The sequence below is a fragment of the Staphylococcus sp. NRL 16/872 genome (assembly GCF_022815905.2).
In the GTDB taxonomy this organism is placed as follows: Bacteria; Bacillota; Bacilli; order Staphylococcales; family Staphylococcaceae; genus Staphylococcus.
Genome location: NZ_CP119327.1, coordinates 1,711,167 through 1,729,874, shown reverse-complemented (window position 1 = coordinate 1,729,874; position 18,708 = coordinate 1,711,167). Strand labels below are relative to the sequence as shown.

17 protein-coding genes are annotated in these 18,708 nt (G+C 33.9%); 13 read left to right on the top strand and 4 right to left on the bottom strand.

Annotated features, from left to right (window positions below; translation table 11 throughout):
- The first annotated feature begins 73 nt into the window (after nt 1-73).
- Nucleotides 74-3,532: a pyruvate carboxylase gene (locus tag MT340_RS08580; RefSeq protein WP_243589582.1), complete on the top strand. Its 3,459-nt coding sequence runs from the start codon at nt 74-76 to the stop codon at nt 3,530-3,532.
- Between the two features lie 263 nt (nt 3,533-3,795).
- Here the strand turns inward: MT340_RS08580 and MT340_RS08575 are convergent, their stop codons facing one another.
- On the bottom strand, nt 3,796-4,713 hold the full coding sequence (locus MT340_RS08575; protein WP_243589581.1) for a COX15/CtaA family protein: 918 nt from the start codon (nt 4,711-4,713) through the stop codon (nt 3,796-3,798).
- Nucleotides 4,714-4,956: 243 nt separating this feature from the next.
- Between MT340_RS08575 and cyoE the strand changes: the two genes are divergently transcribed.
- The 4 genes from cyoE to MT340_RS08555 all read left to right on the top strand — a co-directional run bounded on the left by cyoE (nt 4,957) and on the right by MT340_RS08555 (nt 8,173).
- Entirely contained in the window at nt 4,957-5,868 is a 912-nt protein-coding gene (gene cyoE, locus MT340_RS08570; RefSeq protein WP_243589580.1) for a heme o synthase, read from the top strand.
- A 30-nt stretch (nt 5,869-5,898) separates the two neighbouring features.
- Nucleotides 5,899-6,360: a DUF420 domain-containing protein gene (locus MT340_RS08565; RefSeq protein WP_243589579.1), complete on the top strand. Its 462-nt coding sequence runs from the start codon at nt 5,899-5,901 to the stop codon at nt 6,358-6,360.
- Between the two features lie 270 nt (nt 6,361-6,630).
- Nucleotides 6,631-7,698 (top strand): CAP-associated domain-containing protein, encoded by a 1,068-nt coding sequence (locus tag MT340_RS08560; RefSeq protein ID WP_243603760.1) that lies wholly within the window; start codon nt 6,631-6,633, stop codon nt 7,696-7,698.
- A 40-nt stretch (nt 7,699-7,738) separates the two neighbouring features.
- Entirely contained in the window at nt 7,739-8,173 is a 435-nt protein-coding gene (locus tag MT340_RS08555; protein WP_243589578.1) for a YlbF/YmcA family competence regulator, read from the top strand.
- A gap of 66 nt (nt 8,174-8,239) precedes the next feature.
- Here MT340_RS08555 and MT340_RS08550 read toward each other — a convergent pair whose 3' ends face one another.
- Nucleotides 8,240-9,172, bottom strand: coding sequence for a lysophosphatidylglycerol phospholipase D (locus MT340_RS08550; protein WP_243589577.1), 933 nt, complete (start codon nt 9,170-9,172; stop codon nt 8,240-8,242).
- A gap of 179 nt (nt 9,173-9,351) precedes the next feature.
- Between MT340_RS08550 and MT340_RS08545 the strand changes: the two genes are divergently transcribed.
- Nucleotides 9,352-9,603, top strand: coding sequence for a DUF2129 domain-containing protein (locus MT340_RS08545; RefSeq protein WP_243589576.1), 252 nt, complete (start codon nt 9,352-9,354; stop codon nt 9,601-9,603).
- Nucleotides 9,604-9,677: 74 nt separating this feature from the next.
- Here MT340_RS08545 and MT340_RS08540 read toward each other — a convergent pair whose 3' ends face one another.
- Complete coding sequence (locus MT340_RS08540) at nt 9,678-10,067, bottom strand: DUF7147 family protein (RefSeq protein WP_243589575.1); 390 nt, start codon at nt 10,065-10,067, stop codon at nt 9,678-9,680.
- Between the two features lie 70 nt (nt 10,068-10,137).
- On the opposite strand from MT340_RS08540, the gene rsmD reads away from it, so the two are divergent.
- Both rsmD and coaD read left to right on the top strand, forming a co-directional pair.
- A complete protein-coding gene (gene rsmD / locus MT340_RS08535; RefSeq protein ID WP_243589574.1) occupies nt 10,138-10,689 on the top strand; it encodes a 16S rRNA (guanine(966)-N(2))-methyltransferase RsmD in 552 nt (183 codons plus the stop codon).
- Nucleotides 10,682-11,167: a pantetheine-phosphate adenylyltransferase gene (gene coaD / locus MT340_RS08530; RefSeq protein WP_243589573.1), complete on the top strand. Its 486-nt coding sequence runs from the start codon at nt 10,682-10,684 to the stop codon at nt 11,165-11,167. Before rsmD ends, coaD begins: the two co-directional genes overlap by 8 nt.
- 75 nt (nt 11,168-11,242) lie before the next feature.
- On the opposite strand, the gene MT340_RS08525 is transcribed toward coaD, so the two are convergent.
- Nucleotides 11,243-12,379: a nucleotidyltransferase gene (locus MT340_RS08525; RefSeq protein ID WP_243589572.1), complete on the bottom strand. Its 1,137-nt coding sequence runs from the start codon at nt 12,377-12,379 to the stop codon at nt 11,243-11,245.
- Between the two features lie 126 nt (nt 12,380-12,505).
- Here MT340_RS08525 and MT340_RS08520 point away from each other — a divergent pair, with 126 nt between their 5' ends.
- The 5 genes from MT340_RS08520 (at nt 12,506) to pheT (ending at nt 18,039) form a co-directional block, all read left to right on the top strand.
- On the top strand, nt 12,506-13,060 hold the full coding sequence (locus MT340_RS08520) for a YceD family protein (RefSeq protein ID WP_243589571.1): 555 nt from the start codon (nt 12,506-12,508) through the stop codon (nt 13,058-13,060).
- Between the two features lie 85 nt (nt 13,061-13,145).
- Nucleotides 13,146-13,319 (top strand): 50S ribosomal protein L32, encoded by a 174-nt coding sequence (gene rpmF, locus MT340_RS08515; RefSeq protein WP_002435373.1) that lies wholly within the window; start codon nt 13,146-13,148, stop codon nt 13,317-13,319.
- A gap of 135 nt (nt 13,320-13,454) precedes the next feature.
- The gene (locus MT340_RS08510) at nt 13,455-14,195 is read left to right on the top strand and encodes a TrmH family RNA methyltransferase (RefSeq protein ID WP_243589570.1); all 741 of its coding nucleotides are present in this window, start codon (nt 13,455-13,457) and stop codon (nt 14,193-14,195) included.
- Between the two features lie 383 nt (nt 14,196-14,578).
- Nucleotides 14,579-15,637, top strand: a complete 1,059-nt coding sequence (pheS, locus tag MT340_RS08505; RefSeq protein ID WP_103297414.1) for a phenylalanine--tRNA ligase subunit alpha — start codon at nt 14,579-14,581, stop codon at nt 15,635-15,637.
- Nucleotides 15,637-18,039 carry a phenylalanine--tRNA ligase subunit beta gene (gene pheT, locus MT340_RS08500; RefSeq protein WP_243589569.1) on the top strand — a complete coding sequence of 801 codons (2,403 nt, stop codon included), beginning with the start codon at nt 15,637-15,639 and terminating at the stop codon, nt 18,037-18,039. The genes pheS and pheT overlap by 1 nt, the downstream gene beginning before the upstream one ends.
- Nucleotides 18,040-18,708 lie beyond the last annotated feature (669 nt).

Below are 18,708 nucleotides of genomic sequence, written 5' to 3'. Positions count from 1 at the left end.
CTAAATAATTTTAGTATAAAATTTTATTATCTAATTAGTTAGAATTTTCAAACTATAAAGGGGTGTTCATTCTTTGAAACATATAAAAAAGTTATTAGTAGCCAATCGTGGTGAAATTGCAATTAGAATTTTTAGGGCAGCAACAGAATTAGATATCCAAACAGTAGCAATTTACTCTAATGAAGATAAGAATTCCTTACATAGATACAAAGCAGATGAATCATACTTAGTGGGTAAAGATTTAGGACCAGCAGAAAGTTATTTAAATATTGAACGAATAATTGAAGTAGCTAAATATGCCGGTGTAGATGCTATTCACCCAGGCTATGGTTTTCTTAGTGAGAATGAGCACTTTGCACATCGTTGTAAAGAGGAAGGAATAATATTTATTGGGCCACATCTTGAGCATTTAGACATGTTCGGAGATAAAGTTAAAGCAAGAGCAACTGCTATTAAAGCAAATTTACCAGTTATTCCGGGAACGGATGGTCCAATTGAAAACTTCGAAGCTGCGAAAGACTTTGCTCATGATGCAGGTTTTCCTTTAATGATTAAAGCAACGAGTGGCGGTGGTGGTAAAGGGATGCGTATTGTTCACGAAGAAAGTGAATTAGAAGATGCATTTCATCGCGCTAAATCTGAAGCGGCCAAATCATTCGGAAATAGCGAAGTATATATTGAAAGATACATTGATAATCCAAAACACATTGAAGTTCAAATTATTGGAGATGAATACGGCAATATTGTGCACTTATATGAACGAGACTGTTCAGTGCAACGTCGTCATCAAAAAGTTGTGGAAGTAGCTCCGTCAGTGGGGCTTTCTAAAGAGTTAAGAGAGCGTATTTGTGAAGCGGCATTAAAATTAATGAATAATATTAAATACGTCAATGCAGGAACTGTAGAATTTCTAGTTTCTGGAGATGAATTCTTCTTTATTGAAGTGAATCCTCGTGTACAAGTAGAACATACTATCACTGAAATGATTACAGGCATTGATATTGTGAAGACTCAAATTTTAGTAGCTGATGGTGCGAATTTATTTGATGAACGCATCGCAATGCCTAAACAAGAAGAAATACAGACATTAGGTTATGCTATTCAATGTCGAATTACGACTGAAGATCCAACGAATGATTTCATGCCTGATTCTGGCACAATTATTGCTTACCGTTCAAGTGGTGGGTTTGGTGTGCGGTTAGATGCGGGTGATGGTTTCCAAGGTGCTGAAATTTCACCCTATTACGATTCGTTATTAGTAAAATTATCTACGCATGCTGTAACTTTTAAACAAGCAGAAGAAAAAATGGAACGCTCTTTAAGAGAAATGCGTATTCGTGGAGTTAAAACAAATATTCCATTCTTAGTTAACGTAATGCGAAATGAAAAATTCCGTAGTGGAGATTACACAACTAAATTTATTGAAGAAACACCAGAATTATTTAAAATCGCTCCAACGTTAGACCGAGGTACGAAAACTTTAGAATATATTGGCAATGTTACGATTAACGGTTTCCCTAATGTAGAAAAACGTGAGAAACCAGATTATGAAGCGACTTCTAATCCTAGAATTTCTCAATATAAAATTGCGCAGTTAAAAGGAACAAAACAATTACTAGATGAACAAGGACCAAGAGCAGTAGCAGATTGGGTACGAGCGCAAAAAGACGTATTAATCACAGATACGACTTTCCGTGATGCCCATCAATCTTTATTAGCTACTCGAGTTCGTACTAAAGATATGATGAATATTGCTTCTAAGACAGCTGAAGTCTTTAAAGATAGTTTTTCATTAGAAATGTGGGGCGGTGCAACATTTGATGTTGCTTATAATTTCTTAAAAGAAAACCCATGGGAGCGCTTAGAACGATTACGCGTTGCTATTCCTAATGTGCTATTCCAAATGTTATTACGCGCATCAAATGCGGTAGGTTATAAAAACTATGCGGATAATGTCATTGAAAAATTTGTCACTGAAAGTGCAAAAGCAGGTGTAGATGTCTTTAGAATATTTGACTCTTTAAACTGGATTGATCAGATGAAAGTAGCAAATGAAGCGGTACAAAAAGCTGGTAAAATTTCAGAAGGTGCGATTTGTTACACTGGAGACATTTTAAATCCAGAACGCTCAAATGTATTTACTTTAGATTATTACGTGAATTTAGCTAAAGAACTTGAACGCGAAGGGTTCCATATTTTGGCAATAAAAGATATGGCAGGACTATTAAAACCTAAAGCAGCATATGAATTAATTGGAGAATTAAAAGCAGCAGTGGATTTACCAATTCATTTGCACACACATGATACAAGTGGTAATGGTTTGTTAATTTATAAAGAAGCGATTGATGCTGGTGTGGATATTATAGATACAGCCGTTGCTTCAATGAGTGGTTTAACTAGTCAACCAAGTGCGAACTCTTTATATTATGCATTAAACGGTTTTAGTCGAAATATGCGTACGGATATTAAGGGGCTTGAAGAACTTAGCCATTATTGGGGTAATGTACGTCCATATTATAGTGATTTTGAGAGTGATATTAAATCTCCTAATACAGAAATTTATCAACATGAAATGCCAGGTGGTCAATACTCTAACTTAGGTCAACAAGCGAAAAGTTTAGGCTTAGGAAACCGTTTCAATGAAGTTAAAGATATGTATCGTCGCGTTAATTTCTTATTTGGAGACATAGTTAAAGTAACGCCATCTTCAAAAGTAGTAGGCGATATGGCACTTTACATGGTACAAAATGATTTAGATGAACAATCAGTTATTGAACAAGGGAATAAGTTAGATTTCCCAGAATCAGTAGTTTCATATTTTAAAGGAGATATCGGACAACCGGTTAATGGATTTAATAAAAAGTTACAAGACGTTATTTTAAAAGGGCAACAGCCATTAACTGAACGTCCAGGTGAATATTTAGAGCCAGTAGACTTTGAGGCAATTAGACAAGAGCTTTGTGAAAAAGAATACGGTGAAGTTACTGAACAAGATGTCATTAGTTATGTATTATATCCGAAAGTATTTGATCAGTTTATTCAAACGAAACAACAATATGGTAATTTATCACTTTTAGATACGCCAACTTTCTTCTTTGGTATGCGCAACGGCGAGACAGTGGAAATTGAAATTGATACAGGTAAACGTCTCATTATTAAATTAGAAACGATAAGTGAACCAGATGAAAACGGTAATCGCACACTGTATTATGTGATGAATGGACAAGCACGTCGAATTAATATCAAAGATGAAAATATTAAAACAAATGCGAATGTGAAACCGAAAGCAGATAAAACAAATCCTAATCACATTGGTGCTCAAATGCCCGGATCTGTAACAGAAGTGAAAGTAGCGGTTGGCGATGAAGTTAAAGTGAACCAACCATTACTTATTACTGAAGCAATGAAGATGGAAACAACGGTTCAAGCACCGTTTAATGGTATCATCAAGAAGGTCACAGTAGTGAGTGGCGATGCAATTGCTACAGGTGATTTATTAATAGAAATTGAAAAAACAGAGGGAGAGGGATAGAAATTTAAATAATTTCGTCATCCAACGCCAGTTTGCTTTGTTTGTGGAATTTCTTAATGAAATTCTCTGTGCTAGGGCCCCGAACCCCAACTTGCGTTGGCTGTAGACATTCTTTACGAAAGTCTCTATGTTGGGGCCCGCTCCCCGGCAAGGATAACTAGAATAAAAAAACCTTGTCACAGGTGTATTTTTAATTCAGTTAGCTACTGCCTAAATGTGAAAGAAGCCTTGGACATTTAATAATAATGTCCAAGGCTTTTTAATTACTTAATTCTACGGTCACTTCTAATTGAACGTAGCATAAGTAAAATAAAATATGCGATTAAACCAAATAAAATAGTAATACATAATGCATGGATTAACGCGATAATTAGATTAACATGCGTTATAACTGAAAGCGCACCAGTTATAACTTGGATAATGATTAAAATAAATGCAGCTGTATAGCCATATCTAATCGTACGATTCTCTGAATAATTTTTTACTGCATGAATAAAAGTAATCATAATCCAGAAAAACGTGATAAATGCCATACCACGATGAGCAAATTGTACCCAGTCTTGTTCTGTATGTGGAATAATGTCATTAAAAGGTAATGGCCATGCACCATATGCTAAACTTGCTTTTGCATGTCTAACCAATGCTCCTGTATAAATAGTTAAGTAAACTATTACTGTCATTATCCATGTAAGTGTTCTTAATGGCTTTTTGATGAATAGCTCATCAGCTTCATATTTTTTATCTACTTCAAAAATAATAAGCATTAAAACGAATACAGAAGAGAAACTTATGAGTGAGATGCCGAAATGAAGCGCTAAAACATAAGAGTTTTGTTGCCAGATTACTGCCGCTGCGCCAATTAAAGCTTGTACTAATAAGAAAGCGACACTTATAACTGCCAATGGCTTAACTTCTTTGATATACCCGATTCTTTTCCAAGCCGTAATGGCAAGCCATAGAACTATAATTAATGATATGCCAGATACAGCACGATGGCTTAATTCTATAATAGTAGCGATTGGCAAGTTCTGAGGTAATAATGCACCATGACATAGTGGCCACGAAGCTCCACAACCATCTTCAGAGCCTGTCTTAGTTACCAATGCCCCACCAAGTTGAACAAAAGCCATAATAATTGTTGCTAATACTGATAACCATTTAAGGTTTCGTTTATTAAACAATGTTAAACACCCCATCATTAATTCAGGAATTTCAATGCTATTCACTATAAGATAACATAGCCTGAGTTAATGTCTAAATTTTTGGATTTATAATATTAAATCAATTATACAACATTAAATAGTAACAAAAAATTGCTCACATATAATGTCGTTAAAGTGTCACAATTTAATTTTATATAAACTAGTCATTTATTGATAATTACTATATCATAGTACTATATGGAAAAATTAAGGAGGGGGACCATGAGTAAAGAACAAACTTTATCACAACACTCGGACCGTGTGAGTTTTAAAGAATTACAGCAGATTATTAAAATGGGTTTAGTTCAAGGTAATTTAATTCCCGCATTTGCTGGTGCTTGGTTGGCGGTTGTGATGACAAATCATTCCTTCCTATCGTCAATACCTCAAATTCTCTTAATGTTGATTGGTTCAACATTAATTATGGGCGGCGCTTGTGCATTGAATAATTACTATGATCAAGATATTGATAGTATTATGCCAAGTAAGCAAAATAGACCGACAGTAAATGATAGAATTTCAGATAAACACTTATTATTATTAAGTTTCGGTATGATGTTAATAGGTGAGGCTTGCTTATTCTTGTTAAATGTACCATCAGGTGTATTAGGCCTTATCGGCATTGTAGGTTATGTGTCTTATTATTCTATATGGTCTAAGAGACATACAACTTGGAATACAGTAGTCGGAAGTTTTCCTGGAGCAGTACCTCCATTAATTGGATGGGTTGCTATTGATGGACATGTTAGTTTAGCCGCTTTTGCACTATTTTTAGTTATTTTTTGTTGGCAACCAATTCATTTCTACGCCTTAGCAATTAAACGTAGTGATGAATATTCATTAGCTAACATTCCAATGTTACCATCAGTGAAAGGTTTTAAACGTACGAGAGTAAGCATGTTTATTTGGCTAGTTTTATTACTTCCATTACCATTTTTATTATCAAGTTTAGGCACTACTTTTGTAGTATTAGCAACATTATTAAATCTAGGTTGGATTTACGTTGGCCTAACAACATTTAAGAAAAATACTGATCAAACTAAATGGGCAACAAAAATGTTTATATATTCACTAAATTATTTAGTAGTCTTTTTTGTTTTAGTTGTGGTCGTTTCGTTAATTAAAATGATTTAAAATATTTTAAAGTAAATAAGGATGAAACTTATGAATTTACCTATTCTACCAACGATTAGTACAAGTTGTATTGTTATAAGTGCTATTCTAGTGGCAATCGGCTGGTGGCAAATCTGGCATCGCCACATTGATAAGCATAAAAAAACAATGTTATGGGCAGCAGGCTTTGCATTAACGTTCTTTATTATTTACGCATCACGAACAATATTTATAGGTAATACTGATTTCGGTGGACCTGATTCTGTAAGAACGTATTATAAAATTTTCTTAATATTCCACATTAACCTTGCTACAATTGGTGGGGTATTAGGATTAATTCAAATTATTACTGCATTTAAGGATAAATTTAATTGGCATAGAAAAGCTGGACCTGTTGCATCAGTGATTTGGTTCTTTACTGCCATTACTGGTGTGGTCGTGTACTTACTACTTTATGTCTTTTATCCTGGTGGGGAAACAACTTCATTAATTAAAGCAACCCTTGGATTGTAAAATAATGAACGAAAGTAATTAATCTGAATGAGTGAAAAATGATTTAAAAATAGATCCTTCAAAGTTGTTATTGAAAAATGACAACTTTGAAGGACTTTTTTATGAAATTAAGAATATATACAAATATATTAAACTGATAGAGTTTAATATATTTGCAAACTAGGTATAACCTACTTTGGCTCATTTCAGATTTAAGTGTGACATAGATGCCTTGATTGTTAAAATAGTTATTTTGTACAATAGATATAATTCAAAGTAGGTGGGTGAAAGATGGCAAAGTTAATTATTAAAGTTTTAGGCGTTATATTTTTAGTTGTTTTCCTAATATATTTATTTTACTCACCGAGATTAAAATTCGATGTATTAGAAAATCCAAATAAATCTACAACAACGAATCGTACGGAAAAGACGCCTCATTCACAAACGGAAACTGAAAATCCAGCACCTAAAGAAGGAGCAGGAACATGGATTGGCCAAGATATTAGTTATCTTACAAATAAGTTTGGACAAGCCAATCGTATTTATCCTTTTAAAGGGGATTATTCGAACTATATATTTAAAAGAGACCAACAATATTACATAGTCTCTACAAAACACAATAAAATTAAATCAGTTTATGCTACTGGCCAAAAGGCTAAAATTGACCCTTTAAAAATCAATGAAAGTGCCTCTCACATTTTTGAAAATACAAGTATAAATCCCGACCCTTCATTCAAAGTTAAGGACAAGGAATATAACTTCGAATTATCAGATGAAGATATCAAAACACAAGCATTAATTAAATATGGTAAGATTTATGCACAAATTTATGTTGATCAACAAACAAATCGTATTATGGGGATTCGTTATTTGGATAAAGAATCATTAGCTTTCTTAAAGCCTTATCAATTAGCAAGTGAAGAAGATAGTTCTGACACAAGTGATGATAGTGGAGAGTTGAATGATAAGAACGTAGATAAGTTACCGCATGAACAAAATCCTAATCAACTGATGACGTTATATGAAATTACAAATGAAATGCGTAAACTAAAAGGAATTAAACCGTTAGCAATTAATTCAGATATTGCGCACATTGCTGCTATGAATTTATATGAGGCGACAAGCAAAGAGGATGTCGAATTCACTGAAGATGCGCTGAAAAGTCAACTCGAAAATGAGAATATTGATTTTAAATCGACAAGCCAAAATGTAGGTTATGATTTCGATGATGTTCCTACGCTTATTCATAGTTGGATGAATTCAGATATGCATCGTTCAAGGATATTGAATACGAAGTATGACGAAATGGGTGGAGAAGTAATGAAGAATTATTATTCGCTTATCTTTGTTGAAAAGTAAGATTATAATGACTATTTCTGGAAAGGAGGCTTATTAGAATATGTACACTGAAGAAACAATGTCTATTTTAGATGATATTGATGAATTATCTGACATGATTGTACAATCTCAACTTTATTATGAGTATAAAGAGGCACATGAAAATTTAAACCGTAATGATGAAGCTCATCTAATGTATCAAGCTTTCTTAAAATCTAAGATGAAATACGATGAAGTAATGCGCTTCGGAAAATATCATCCAGATTATCAAAATGTGATGATGGACACGCGCCGTCGTAAACGTGCTTATGAAATGTTACCTGTTGTAATGGAATATAAATCTAAAGAAGTGGCATTGCAAAATTTAATTGATGAAGTAGTAAGTAAGATTGCTTTTTCTGTTTCTGAGAATGTTAAGATTGAAGCTGGAAATCCTTTCTTTAAAACAGATCATAGTGGATGTGCCACAGGGGGTTCATGCAATTGTAGCTTGTAATATAGAAAAGTGAGATATTGAAGATGTATCATAAAATCTTCAATATCTCACTTTTTTAATTCTAAATTATTTAGTTGTAGTCATTAAAGAGGTTTTAAATTGTCTACCTAGATCTGGACGATCTGTAACGAGGGTATGTGCCCCTTTTGAATATAAATCGGTCATTAAATCAATGCTATTTACGCCGTAATAACCTGGAACAATATTTAATAAATGAAGCCATTGAATGAAACGTTGGGAAGTTAAAGGGATTCCTTTAAATTTGGTTGGCATTTGGAAAGTATCAGCGACAGGCTGATAAGTATGACCAAAACCGGTGTTGAATTTAACAAATCCTTCAGCTACTTCTTGTTGACTCGCGCCAATAGCTACATCATTATTACTAATTAATCTAAAACGTTCGTTTTGTGCTTTGTGGAAGCTCGTTACAAGTACACGATGTTGTGCATTATTTTTAACAATAATTTCATACATTTTATTTGGAGCAACAGAGCCTTCGTAACTCTCAGGTGTATCTTTCAAATCTACATTGATATACATCTCAGGATACATAGTTAACAATTCATCAAAAGTTAAAATTTTTGCATGTTCATGACCACGATATGGATGAGTGCCATTAATATCGGTAAAGTGATAACCTGCATCTAAACGTTTTAATTCGGTTAACGTATGTTCGCTGACTTTTCCAGAACCATTTGTAGTACGATCAACTGAGGCATCGTGAAAGACGATTAATTCTTCATCTTTAGTGAGTCTGACGTCTGTTTCAAAACCATCTAAACCGTGATTCACCGCGTTATCAAAGGCTAACTGCGTTTGTTCTGGACGCACAGCCATACCACCTCTATGTGCAAAGATATATGGCGCTTGACCATCAAAGAACTTTGGAATGTGCTTAGTCGTTGGTACGCCTTTATTTTTATTAATAAAAAATAGACTACCTAATAATCCAGCGCTTGCTAAACTTAAATTTAATGCCCATCTCTTCTTGTTTGTCATAAGTCGTTCCTCCTATAGGTTATTGCACTTAGCGTATCAAAAATTATTTCCATGCAAAAGTAAAGCGATGTTCTAAAGCCATGTTGATAAATACATTGGAATGAACTGTTTTTAAATATTTTATAAAATATTTAGTCGTGGTATAGTTAATATGCATAAAAAAACGGAGTGAGTATGATATGGAATTAGTTTCGAGAGTGAGTTTAATTGTTTATCTCAAACACATTAAACATGAACGACAACTTCGCAAATATGGACATATTGTCTATACAAATAAGCAACGTAAATATGTTGTGTTATATATCAATGAACAGGATGCGGATGCAATTGTTCATAAATTAATGAAATTAAAATATGTGCTCCACATCGATGGGTCACCTTATAAATATTTGAAAAAAACGTATGAAAAAGAGAAACATGAAATGTTGTAACGCACCGGGTTTGAAGTTAAGTTACACGTTATAATCTTTGGTATCACTTCATATTACTTTTTTATTTTGCATACTTATTGCAAAGGTGGTATCCAATTTTGTAATCTTAGTACGCTAATTAAATATTTAAAGTATAAGTCGTGGGAGTGAAAGGCTTCTGGTGGTTGTACATCTATACCTAAGACAGGTACATCGTATTTTTCAGCATGTGCATTGATAAGTTGAAATTTTTTATTATGATCTGGGTAAGGATATTTTAAAGCATTGAGCATGATGTACATCGCTTGGAAATGTTGACCAGTAGTCGGTTGCATAATAATAGCCACAGATGATAATTGCTTAGATGTTTGAGGTGAGTGGAAATATACAATTTTGTCTATCCGGGTATAATTGTATTCAATTAATGTTAAAAACTCGAATAAATCGGTAAGTCCTTCGCCTAAGACGATAAATGATTGTTTCATAGCGTGATCATTCTCCTTTTTCAAAACAAATTATATTAAATAACTTAAGGAAATGGAAGTGTAAGTCAGAATGAGAGTTATTGCGGGTAAGCATAAAAGTAAACCTTTAGAAAGTTTAGAAGGGCGTAACACACGTCCAACAATGGATAAAGTCAAAGAGGGTATCTTCAACAGTTTACATGATGTGCATGGATTAGGATTGGACTTGTTTGCTGGAAGTGGTGCCCTAGGTATCGAAGGGCTGTCTCGTGGCATGGATAAAGTCATCTTTGTAGATCAAAACTTTAAAGCGGTTAAAGTGATTCAAGCGAATTTAAAACAACTTAATTTAACTGAGCAATCTGAGGTTTATAAAAATAACGCGGACCGGGCGTTAAAGGCATTAAATAAACGTGAGATTCAATTTGATTACATCTTCTTAGATCCACCTTATAAAAAAAGGTTAATTGATAAAGCGTTAGAACAGATTGCAGAGTTTAATTTATTAAAAGAAAATGGTATCATCGTGTGTGAGTTTAGCAACCAAGAAGATATCAACACCAAAGACTTCCAAGTGATTAAGCAATATCACTATGGTTTAACAGATACTTTGTTACTAGAAAAAGGAGAACAAAATGGCTAAAACAAAAGCGGTCATCCCGGGTAGTTTCGATCCAATTACAAATGGTCACTTAGATATCATAGAAAGAAGTGCAGAACGATTTGATGAATTACATGTATGCGTATTAAGGAATAGTAATAAAGCGGGTACATTTAGCGTTGAAGAACGCATGGCATTAATTCGTGAATCTGTAAAACATTTATCTAATGTAGAGGTTCATAACTTCAATGGATTATTAGTAGATTTCTGTGACCAAATTGGAGCGCAAACGATTATTCGTGGTTTAAGAGCTGTTAGCGACTTTGAATATGAGTTGCGTTTAACGTCAATGAATAAAAAGTTAAATAATAAAGTAGAAACAATGTACATGATGACGAGTACAAACTATTCATTTATTAGCTCAAGTGTTGTGAAAGAAGTAGCACAATATAAAGCTGATATTTCAGACTTTGTGCCTCCTAATGTGGAAAAAGCATTGAAAGAAAAATTTAATAAATAAAATACAAGTATTTAATTTATAAAAGAGCGAAACGACGAAGTTCTATTAAGTAACAGTAATTTCGAGGTCTCGCTCTTATTTTTGTCTGATGACAGGTGTGTTGAAATCGTGAGCAGTTTGTCCAGAAAGTAAATTATATATTTGTGTTGCCTTGATTTCATTTTTAAAAAAATGAGCTGATTTTTTATTTACATTAGTAATATATTGTCTTTCCGGAAATTGAGATTTTAAATATTTTAAATATTGTTGGCCAACTTGATTCATGCCTAATATTCGTACGCTATTAGTTTCGCTTTCATAGTCATTTTTAGTGATGTTAAGTAAAATTTGCATGAGCACACGTTGTAAATGAGTGTATGTAAACCGCTTAGTTTTAATCAAAGACATAAATGTTTCAAAGCTATGCGCTTCTTGTATGTGTGCTTGTAAGCGATGTTCTAATCCTTCTGACATGGTATAAATTGCAGATAATTCTTCTGCAGAACGACTCAATAAATTATATTTAATCATCTGAAATGTATCTTCTTTTAATAGATGAGGTTTCCCATACAAATTTTTAATTTCTGAAGGTACGACAGTTTTCCAATTATTTTCATCATTTAATATAGATTGTCGAATAGATGAGCCACTCGCAAACGTGTCATGATTAATGGTTTTATCGTGATGTGCTGAAGATAAGCGTTGAATGGCTAGCCCTTTAATAGTAGGAGCATATTGAGAGATGGCTTTTAAATATGCGACACCTAAAATATTGTTTGGATATTGCAAGATATCTTGATCATCAATTAACTCGTGAATAATTTTAGCGTAACTTTTGCCTTCTTTTATTAATTCTTGAAAATGTGAGGAATCTTCTAATTCAATAATGTTTTTTGCTACATTTTCAAGTCGGGTAACATCAGCTAACTCACTGCCAAAAGCGATAGCATCTATGTCTAAATAATCAGCAACTTTAATGCCTAATTGAGCAAAATAATCACTTGAAGAAAGGGTAGCAATAGTAGGTAACTCTACTATCAGATCAACACCTGAAAGTGCCATTTGAGTGCGGACAAATTTATTATAAAATGCAGGTTCGCCTCGCATAACAAAATTGCCACTCATAATAGCAATGCTTACATCTGCATTGGACTGAAGCTTTGCTTGTTGCGCATGATATAAATGGCCATTGTGAAATGGATTATACTCAGTAATAAGTCCAACACTTTTCATTTGCATTTCGTCCTTTCAGTATTCATTATTAGTATTGTAACAGATGATAGGTTGTTAAGAAAAAATCTTGACAACTTATACTAGTAAAGTTAAAATAAATTTTGTGTTTGTTAGAGGTGAAGCCATATGAAATGGTCAATAACGCAATTAAGAAAATATCAAGGTCAGCCATTTGAGTTTAACCAAACGGCTAATCTTGAACATTTAATAGAACCCTTAGGTTTGATTGATTTATCAGAAATCAATGTTGAAGGCGAATTAACTGTAAAATCAAATGAAGTTATTGCAGATTTGCATGTAACAGGAACATATACTATGCCTTGTGCACGTACGTTAGTACCGGTTGAAGTTCCTTTAGATGTGCGTACATCTGAAATATTTGATTTAGAAGGTTATGATAATTATACCGATGAAGAAGTAGAAGAAGATGAACATTATCATCTTGCTACTGACGGTATGATTAACGTTCGAAACATTGTTGAAGAATTGGTTATCGTTGAGAAACCAATGCGCGCATTTTCTGAGAATAGTGATCAAATGCTTACAGAAGGTAACGGTTGGGAAGTTATTGACGAAGATCAAATGATCGAACTTGAAAAAGAGAAAGACAATGACGAATCCCAGACTAGACAAGTTGATCCTAGGCTTCAAAAATTACAACAATTATATGATAAAGAGTAATAGCGGGTTGTTTCAAATTATTGTATAATAATTTAATGACCTAAACACTTAAGATTTCGTGTTTCAATATTAAGGAGGATATATCATGGCAGTACCAAAAAGAAGAACGTCTAAAACTAGAAAAAACAAACGTCGTACGCACTTCAAAATTTCAGTACCTGGTATGACTGAATGCCCAAGTTGTGGCGAATACAAATTATCTCACCGCGTATGTAAAAACTGTGGTTCTTACAACGGTGAAGAAGTCGTTTCTAAATAATCGACTAATATTATGATTGAATGAGTCTGTGACATTTTCAAATGTGACAGGCTCATTTTTATTTAAATAAAAGAAATGATAACTTACAATATAGATAAAGCTTAATAAATAACTCTTAAAAATGGAGATTACAATATGGAACAAATTACGTCTGCGCAAAATAATAAAATTAAAAATGCAAATAAGCTTAAAAAGAAACGTGAGCGTGATAAAACAGGCCAAGCGTTAATTGAAGGTATCCATCTGATTGAAGAGGCTTGCCAAAGTGGTATCACGATTAAACAATTATTTGTTATCGAGCCAGATAGAACGGATAGCGCGCTGTTAGATTATGCGGAAGAAACGTACGAAATTAATATGAAAGTGGCTGAATCTTTATCTGGAACAATTACGCCTCAAGGCTTTTTTGCGATTATTGAGAAACCAGAATATGATATTACTCAGGCTAAACAAGTGCTGCTTATCGACCGCATTCAAGACCCAGGCAACTTAGGCACATTGATTCGTACGGCTGACGCTGCGGGCATTGATTTAATTGTGATGGAGAAAGGTACAGCGGATCCGTACCAAGATAAAGTATTACGTTCTAGCCAAGGCAGTGTCTTCCATATTCCAGTCATAAGTGAAGATTTAAAAGCATTTATTGACCAATTTGATGGTCCAGTTTACGGTACAGCTCTTGAAAATGCAGTCCCATTTAAAGAAGTGTCATCACAAGAAAGTTTTGCCTTGCTATTAGGCAATGAAGGAGAAGGCGTCAACCAAGAACTATTAGCCCAAACATCTCAAAATCTTATTATCCCAATATATGGTAAAGCAGAAAGCTTAAATGTGGCGATTGCAGGCAGTATTTTACTTTACCATTTGAAAGGTTGACCATACGATTTGAAATCGGCTATACTTAGATGTAAACAATTTTTCAGATAAATAATTTAATATATAAAATTGAATGATTGACCGATAAAAAGACTTTAATTAACAAAGAGAATTGCCCAGGGAGAGTAAGCGTGACTGCAACTTACTCCAATTTTCGTTAATTGCTTTCATCTTTTTGGTTACTTAAAGAGATTTAAGTCGGAGTTCGTCTTCGTTAACAACGTAAAGCAAGTGTATGTCACATAAAGTGTAGAGAATAGTGATGCTTTATAAAGACATAAATTTGGGTGGTACCACGGAAAGACTTTCGTCCCAGCATCTAGGGAGGAAAGTCTTTTTTTGTATTAAATTTTAAAAAATAGAAAGCGTGAGGTGTCTGTAATATGACTCAAAACGATTCAATGGCAGAATTAAAACAACAAGCCCTTGTTGATATTAATGAAGCTCAAAATGAACGTGAATTACAAGATGTTAAAGTTAAATATTTAGGTAAAAAAGGTTCAGTAAGTGGCTTAATGAAAAACATGAAAGATTTACCTAATGAAGAAAAACCTGCTTACGGACAAAAAGTAAATGAATTACGTCAAACAATTCAAAGTGAATTAGATGAAAAACAACAACTTTTAAAAACTGAAAAATTAAATCAACAATTAGCAGAAGAAACAATCGATGTGACGTTACCAAGCCGTCAAATCAGCATTGGTTCTAAACATCCTTTAACAAGAACAGTTGAAGAAATTGAAGATTTATTCTTAGGTCTAGGTTATGAAATCGTTGATGGATATGAAGTAGAGCAAGATTACTATAACTTTGAAGCATTAAACTTACCTAAGTCTCATCCAGCACGTGATATGCAAGATAGTTTCTATATCACAGATGAAATCTTAATGCGTACACATACATCTCCAGTACAAGCGCGTACAATGGAAAAACGTAACGGCCAAGGTCCAGTAAAAATTATCTGTCCTGGTAAAGTGTATCGTCGTGATTCAGATGATGCGACACACAGTCACCAATTTACACAAATTGAAGGTTTAGTTGTTGATAAAAATATTAAAATGAGCGACTTAAAAGGTACGTTAGAATTAGTGGCGAAAAAATTATTCGGTGCAGACCGTGAAATTCGTTTACGTCCAAGTTATTTCCCATTCACTGAACCATCAGTAGAAGTTGACGTATCTTGTTTCAAATGCAAAGGTAAAGGCTGTAACGTATGTAAACACACAGGTTGGATTGAAATCTTAGGTGCTGGTATGGTACATCCAAACGTACTTGAAATGGCCGGTTTTGATTCAAATGAATATTCAGGTTTCGCATTTGGTATGGGTCCTGACCGTATTGCAATGTTGAAATATGGCATTGAAGATATTCGTCATTTCTATACTAATGACGTTCGATTCCTTGATCAATTTAAAGCTGTTGAAGATAGAGGTGAAGCATAATGTTGATTTCAAATGAATGGTTAAAAGATTACGTAGACGCTGGCGTTTCAGTAGAAGACTTAGCAGAACGTATTACACGTACAGGTATTGAAGTAGATGATATTATCGATTACACGAAAGATATTAAAAATTTAGTAGTAGGTTATGTTCAATCTAAAGAGAAACATCCTGACGCTGATAAATTAAATATTTGCCAAGTAGACATTGGTGAAGAAGAAGCAGTTCAAATCGTTTGTGGTGCACCTAATGTAGATGCTGGCCAACATGTAATTGTTGCCAAAGTAGGCGGTCGTTTACCAGGCGGTATCAAGATTAAACGCGCCAAATTACGCGGTGAACGTTCAGAAGGTATGATTTGTTCATTACAAGAAATTGGTATTTCAAGTAATGTCGTACCTAAAGCTTACGAGAACGGTATCTTTGTCTTCCCGACTGAAGTTGAGCCAGGCACAGATGCGCTAACAGCCCTTTATTTAAACGATCAAGTAATGGAATTTGATTTAACACCAAACCGCGCGGACGCATTAAGTATGGTAGGTACTGCTTATGAAGTAGCAGCTTTATATCAAACTGAAATGACGAAACCAGCAACTCAAAGTAACGAAACTTCAGAATCTGCATCAAATGAATTATCAGTGACTATTGATAATCCTGAAAAGGTTCCATACTACAGCGCACGAGTTGTTAAAAACGTTACAATTGCGCCATCTCCAATTTGGATGCAAGCCCGTTTAATTAAAGCAGGTATTCGCCCAATTAATAATGTCGTTGATATTTCAAACTATGTATTATTAGAATACGGTCAACCATTACACATGTTCGACCAAGACCATATTGGTTCTAAAGAAATTGTTGTACGTCAAGCTAAAGATAAAGAAACAATGGCGACATTAGATAATACTGAGCGTACGTTAGTGGATACTGATATCGTGATTTCAAATGGTCAAGAACCTATCGCATTAGCTGGCGTAATGGGTGGAGACTTTTCAGAAGTAACTGAACAAACTACTAACGTGGTTGTAGAAGGTGCCATTTTTGACCCAGTATCAATCCGTCATACATCACGTCGATTAAATTTACGTAGTGAATCTTCTAGCCGTTTTGAAAAGGGTATCGCGACAGAATTCGTCGATGAAGCGGTAGACAGAGCATGTTACTTATTACAAACATATGCATCTGGTGAAGTGCTACAAGATAGAGTAGCTTCAGGAGATTTAGGTTCATTTGTTACACCAATTGATATTACTGCTGAAAAAGTAAACAAAACAATTGGTTTTGATTTATCAAGTGATGAAATTAAAGCTATCTTTGAACAATTAGGCTTTGAAACAGAACAAAATGGCGAAACATTAACAGTTAATGTACCATCACGCCGTAAAGATATTACGATTAAAGAAGACTTAATTGAAGAAGTCGCACGTATTTATGGTTACGATGAAATTCCTTCATCATTACCAGTGTTCGGCGAAGTGACAAGTGGGGAATTAACTGATCGCCAACATAAAACACGTACAGTTAAAGAAACACTTGAAGGTGCTGGATTGAACCAAGCAATTACGTATTCATTAGTCTCTAAAGACCATGCGAAAGATTTCTCATTACAAGAACGTCCAACGATTAGTTTATTAATGCCAATGAGTGAAGCACATTCTACATTACGTCAAAGCTTATTACCGCATTTAATTGAAGCGGTGGCTTACAATGTTGCACGTAAAAACAAAGACGTTAGATTATATGAAGTAGGTCGTGTCTTCTTTGGCAATGGCGAAGGCGAACTTCCTGATGAGGTAGAATACTTAAGTGGTATTTTAACTGGCGAATATGTAGTGAATACTTGGCAAGGTAAAAAAGAAGAAATTGACTTCTTTATTGCAAAAGGTGTAGTGGATCGTGTAGCTGAAAAACTGAACTTAGAATTTAGTTATAAAGCTGGCGAAATTAATGGTTTACACCCAGGGCGTACGGCGATAATTTCATTAGAAGGAAAAGAAATCGGCTTTATTGGTGAATTACATCCTCAAGTTGCAGCAGATAATGATTTAAAACGTACGTATGTGTTTGAATTAAATTATGATGCGATTATGCAAGTGGCGGTAGGTTACATCAATTATGAACCTATTCCTAGATTCCCTGGCGTAACACGTGATATTGCACTGGAAGTAAATAGTGATGTGCCTTCATCAGAATTGAAACAAATTATTCATGACAATGGTGAAGATATTCTTCAAAGTACATTAGTATTTGATGTTTACGAAGGTGAACATTTAGAAGAAGGTAAAAAATCAGTTGCTATTCGATTGAATTATTTAGATACTGAAGATACATTAACAGACGAACGTGTATCAAAAGTTCACGATAAGATTTTAGAAGCATTACAAGCACAAGGTGCTACAATTAGATAATCAATTTAAAGATTATAATATAAAGACTGTCGACAAAGTTTCCAATTTTGTCGACAGTTTTTTTACATACTTTTTCAATGAGTTCTAAGATAGATATTCACTCACTTAAGTTGCTAAGCTTTCCAGGGGTGCCGTCTCAGCCTGTAGTCTTCGACTGGCACTGCTCCCCTAGGAGTCTACGCAACTACGTTTCGTTATCTATCTTAGAACGCCTTACACAAGTGCACTTGCACTTGTGTTCAATATAAAAAAACGCCAAGAGTCGCGCAACAACACTCGTAGTTCATCTTTAGAATTTCTTACATAAGTGTTGAAGCACTTGTATTTATTTATAATCAGCAAAGAAGTCATCACAATAACACTTTTTAATCTATTTTAAAACGGCTTATGCAAGTATGTAAGCAATCAAAAATTTTCTTAATTTGTTATGTATGAAAAATATTTTATAAGATATCCTGTGTTATGTTCTCGTATCTAAATGTCTATTTTATTTAACGTTAAAATTTCTTTTATAATGTTATAGTTCTTAATTTCATTATGAATTAGTATAAGAATTTGCATTATGGATAATGTAAAAGTTTTTATATTCAAATTTAAAATATTTAACTTAGCTATTTAAAAATCATAGTAAATTACTATATCACTTCAATTAATAAATTAAGATGAACA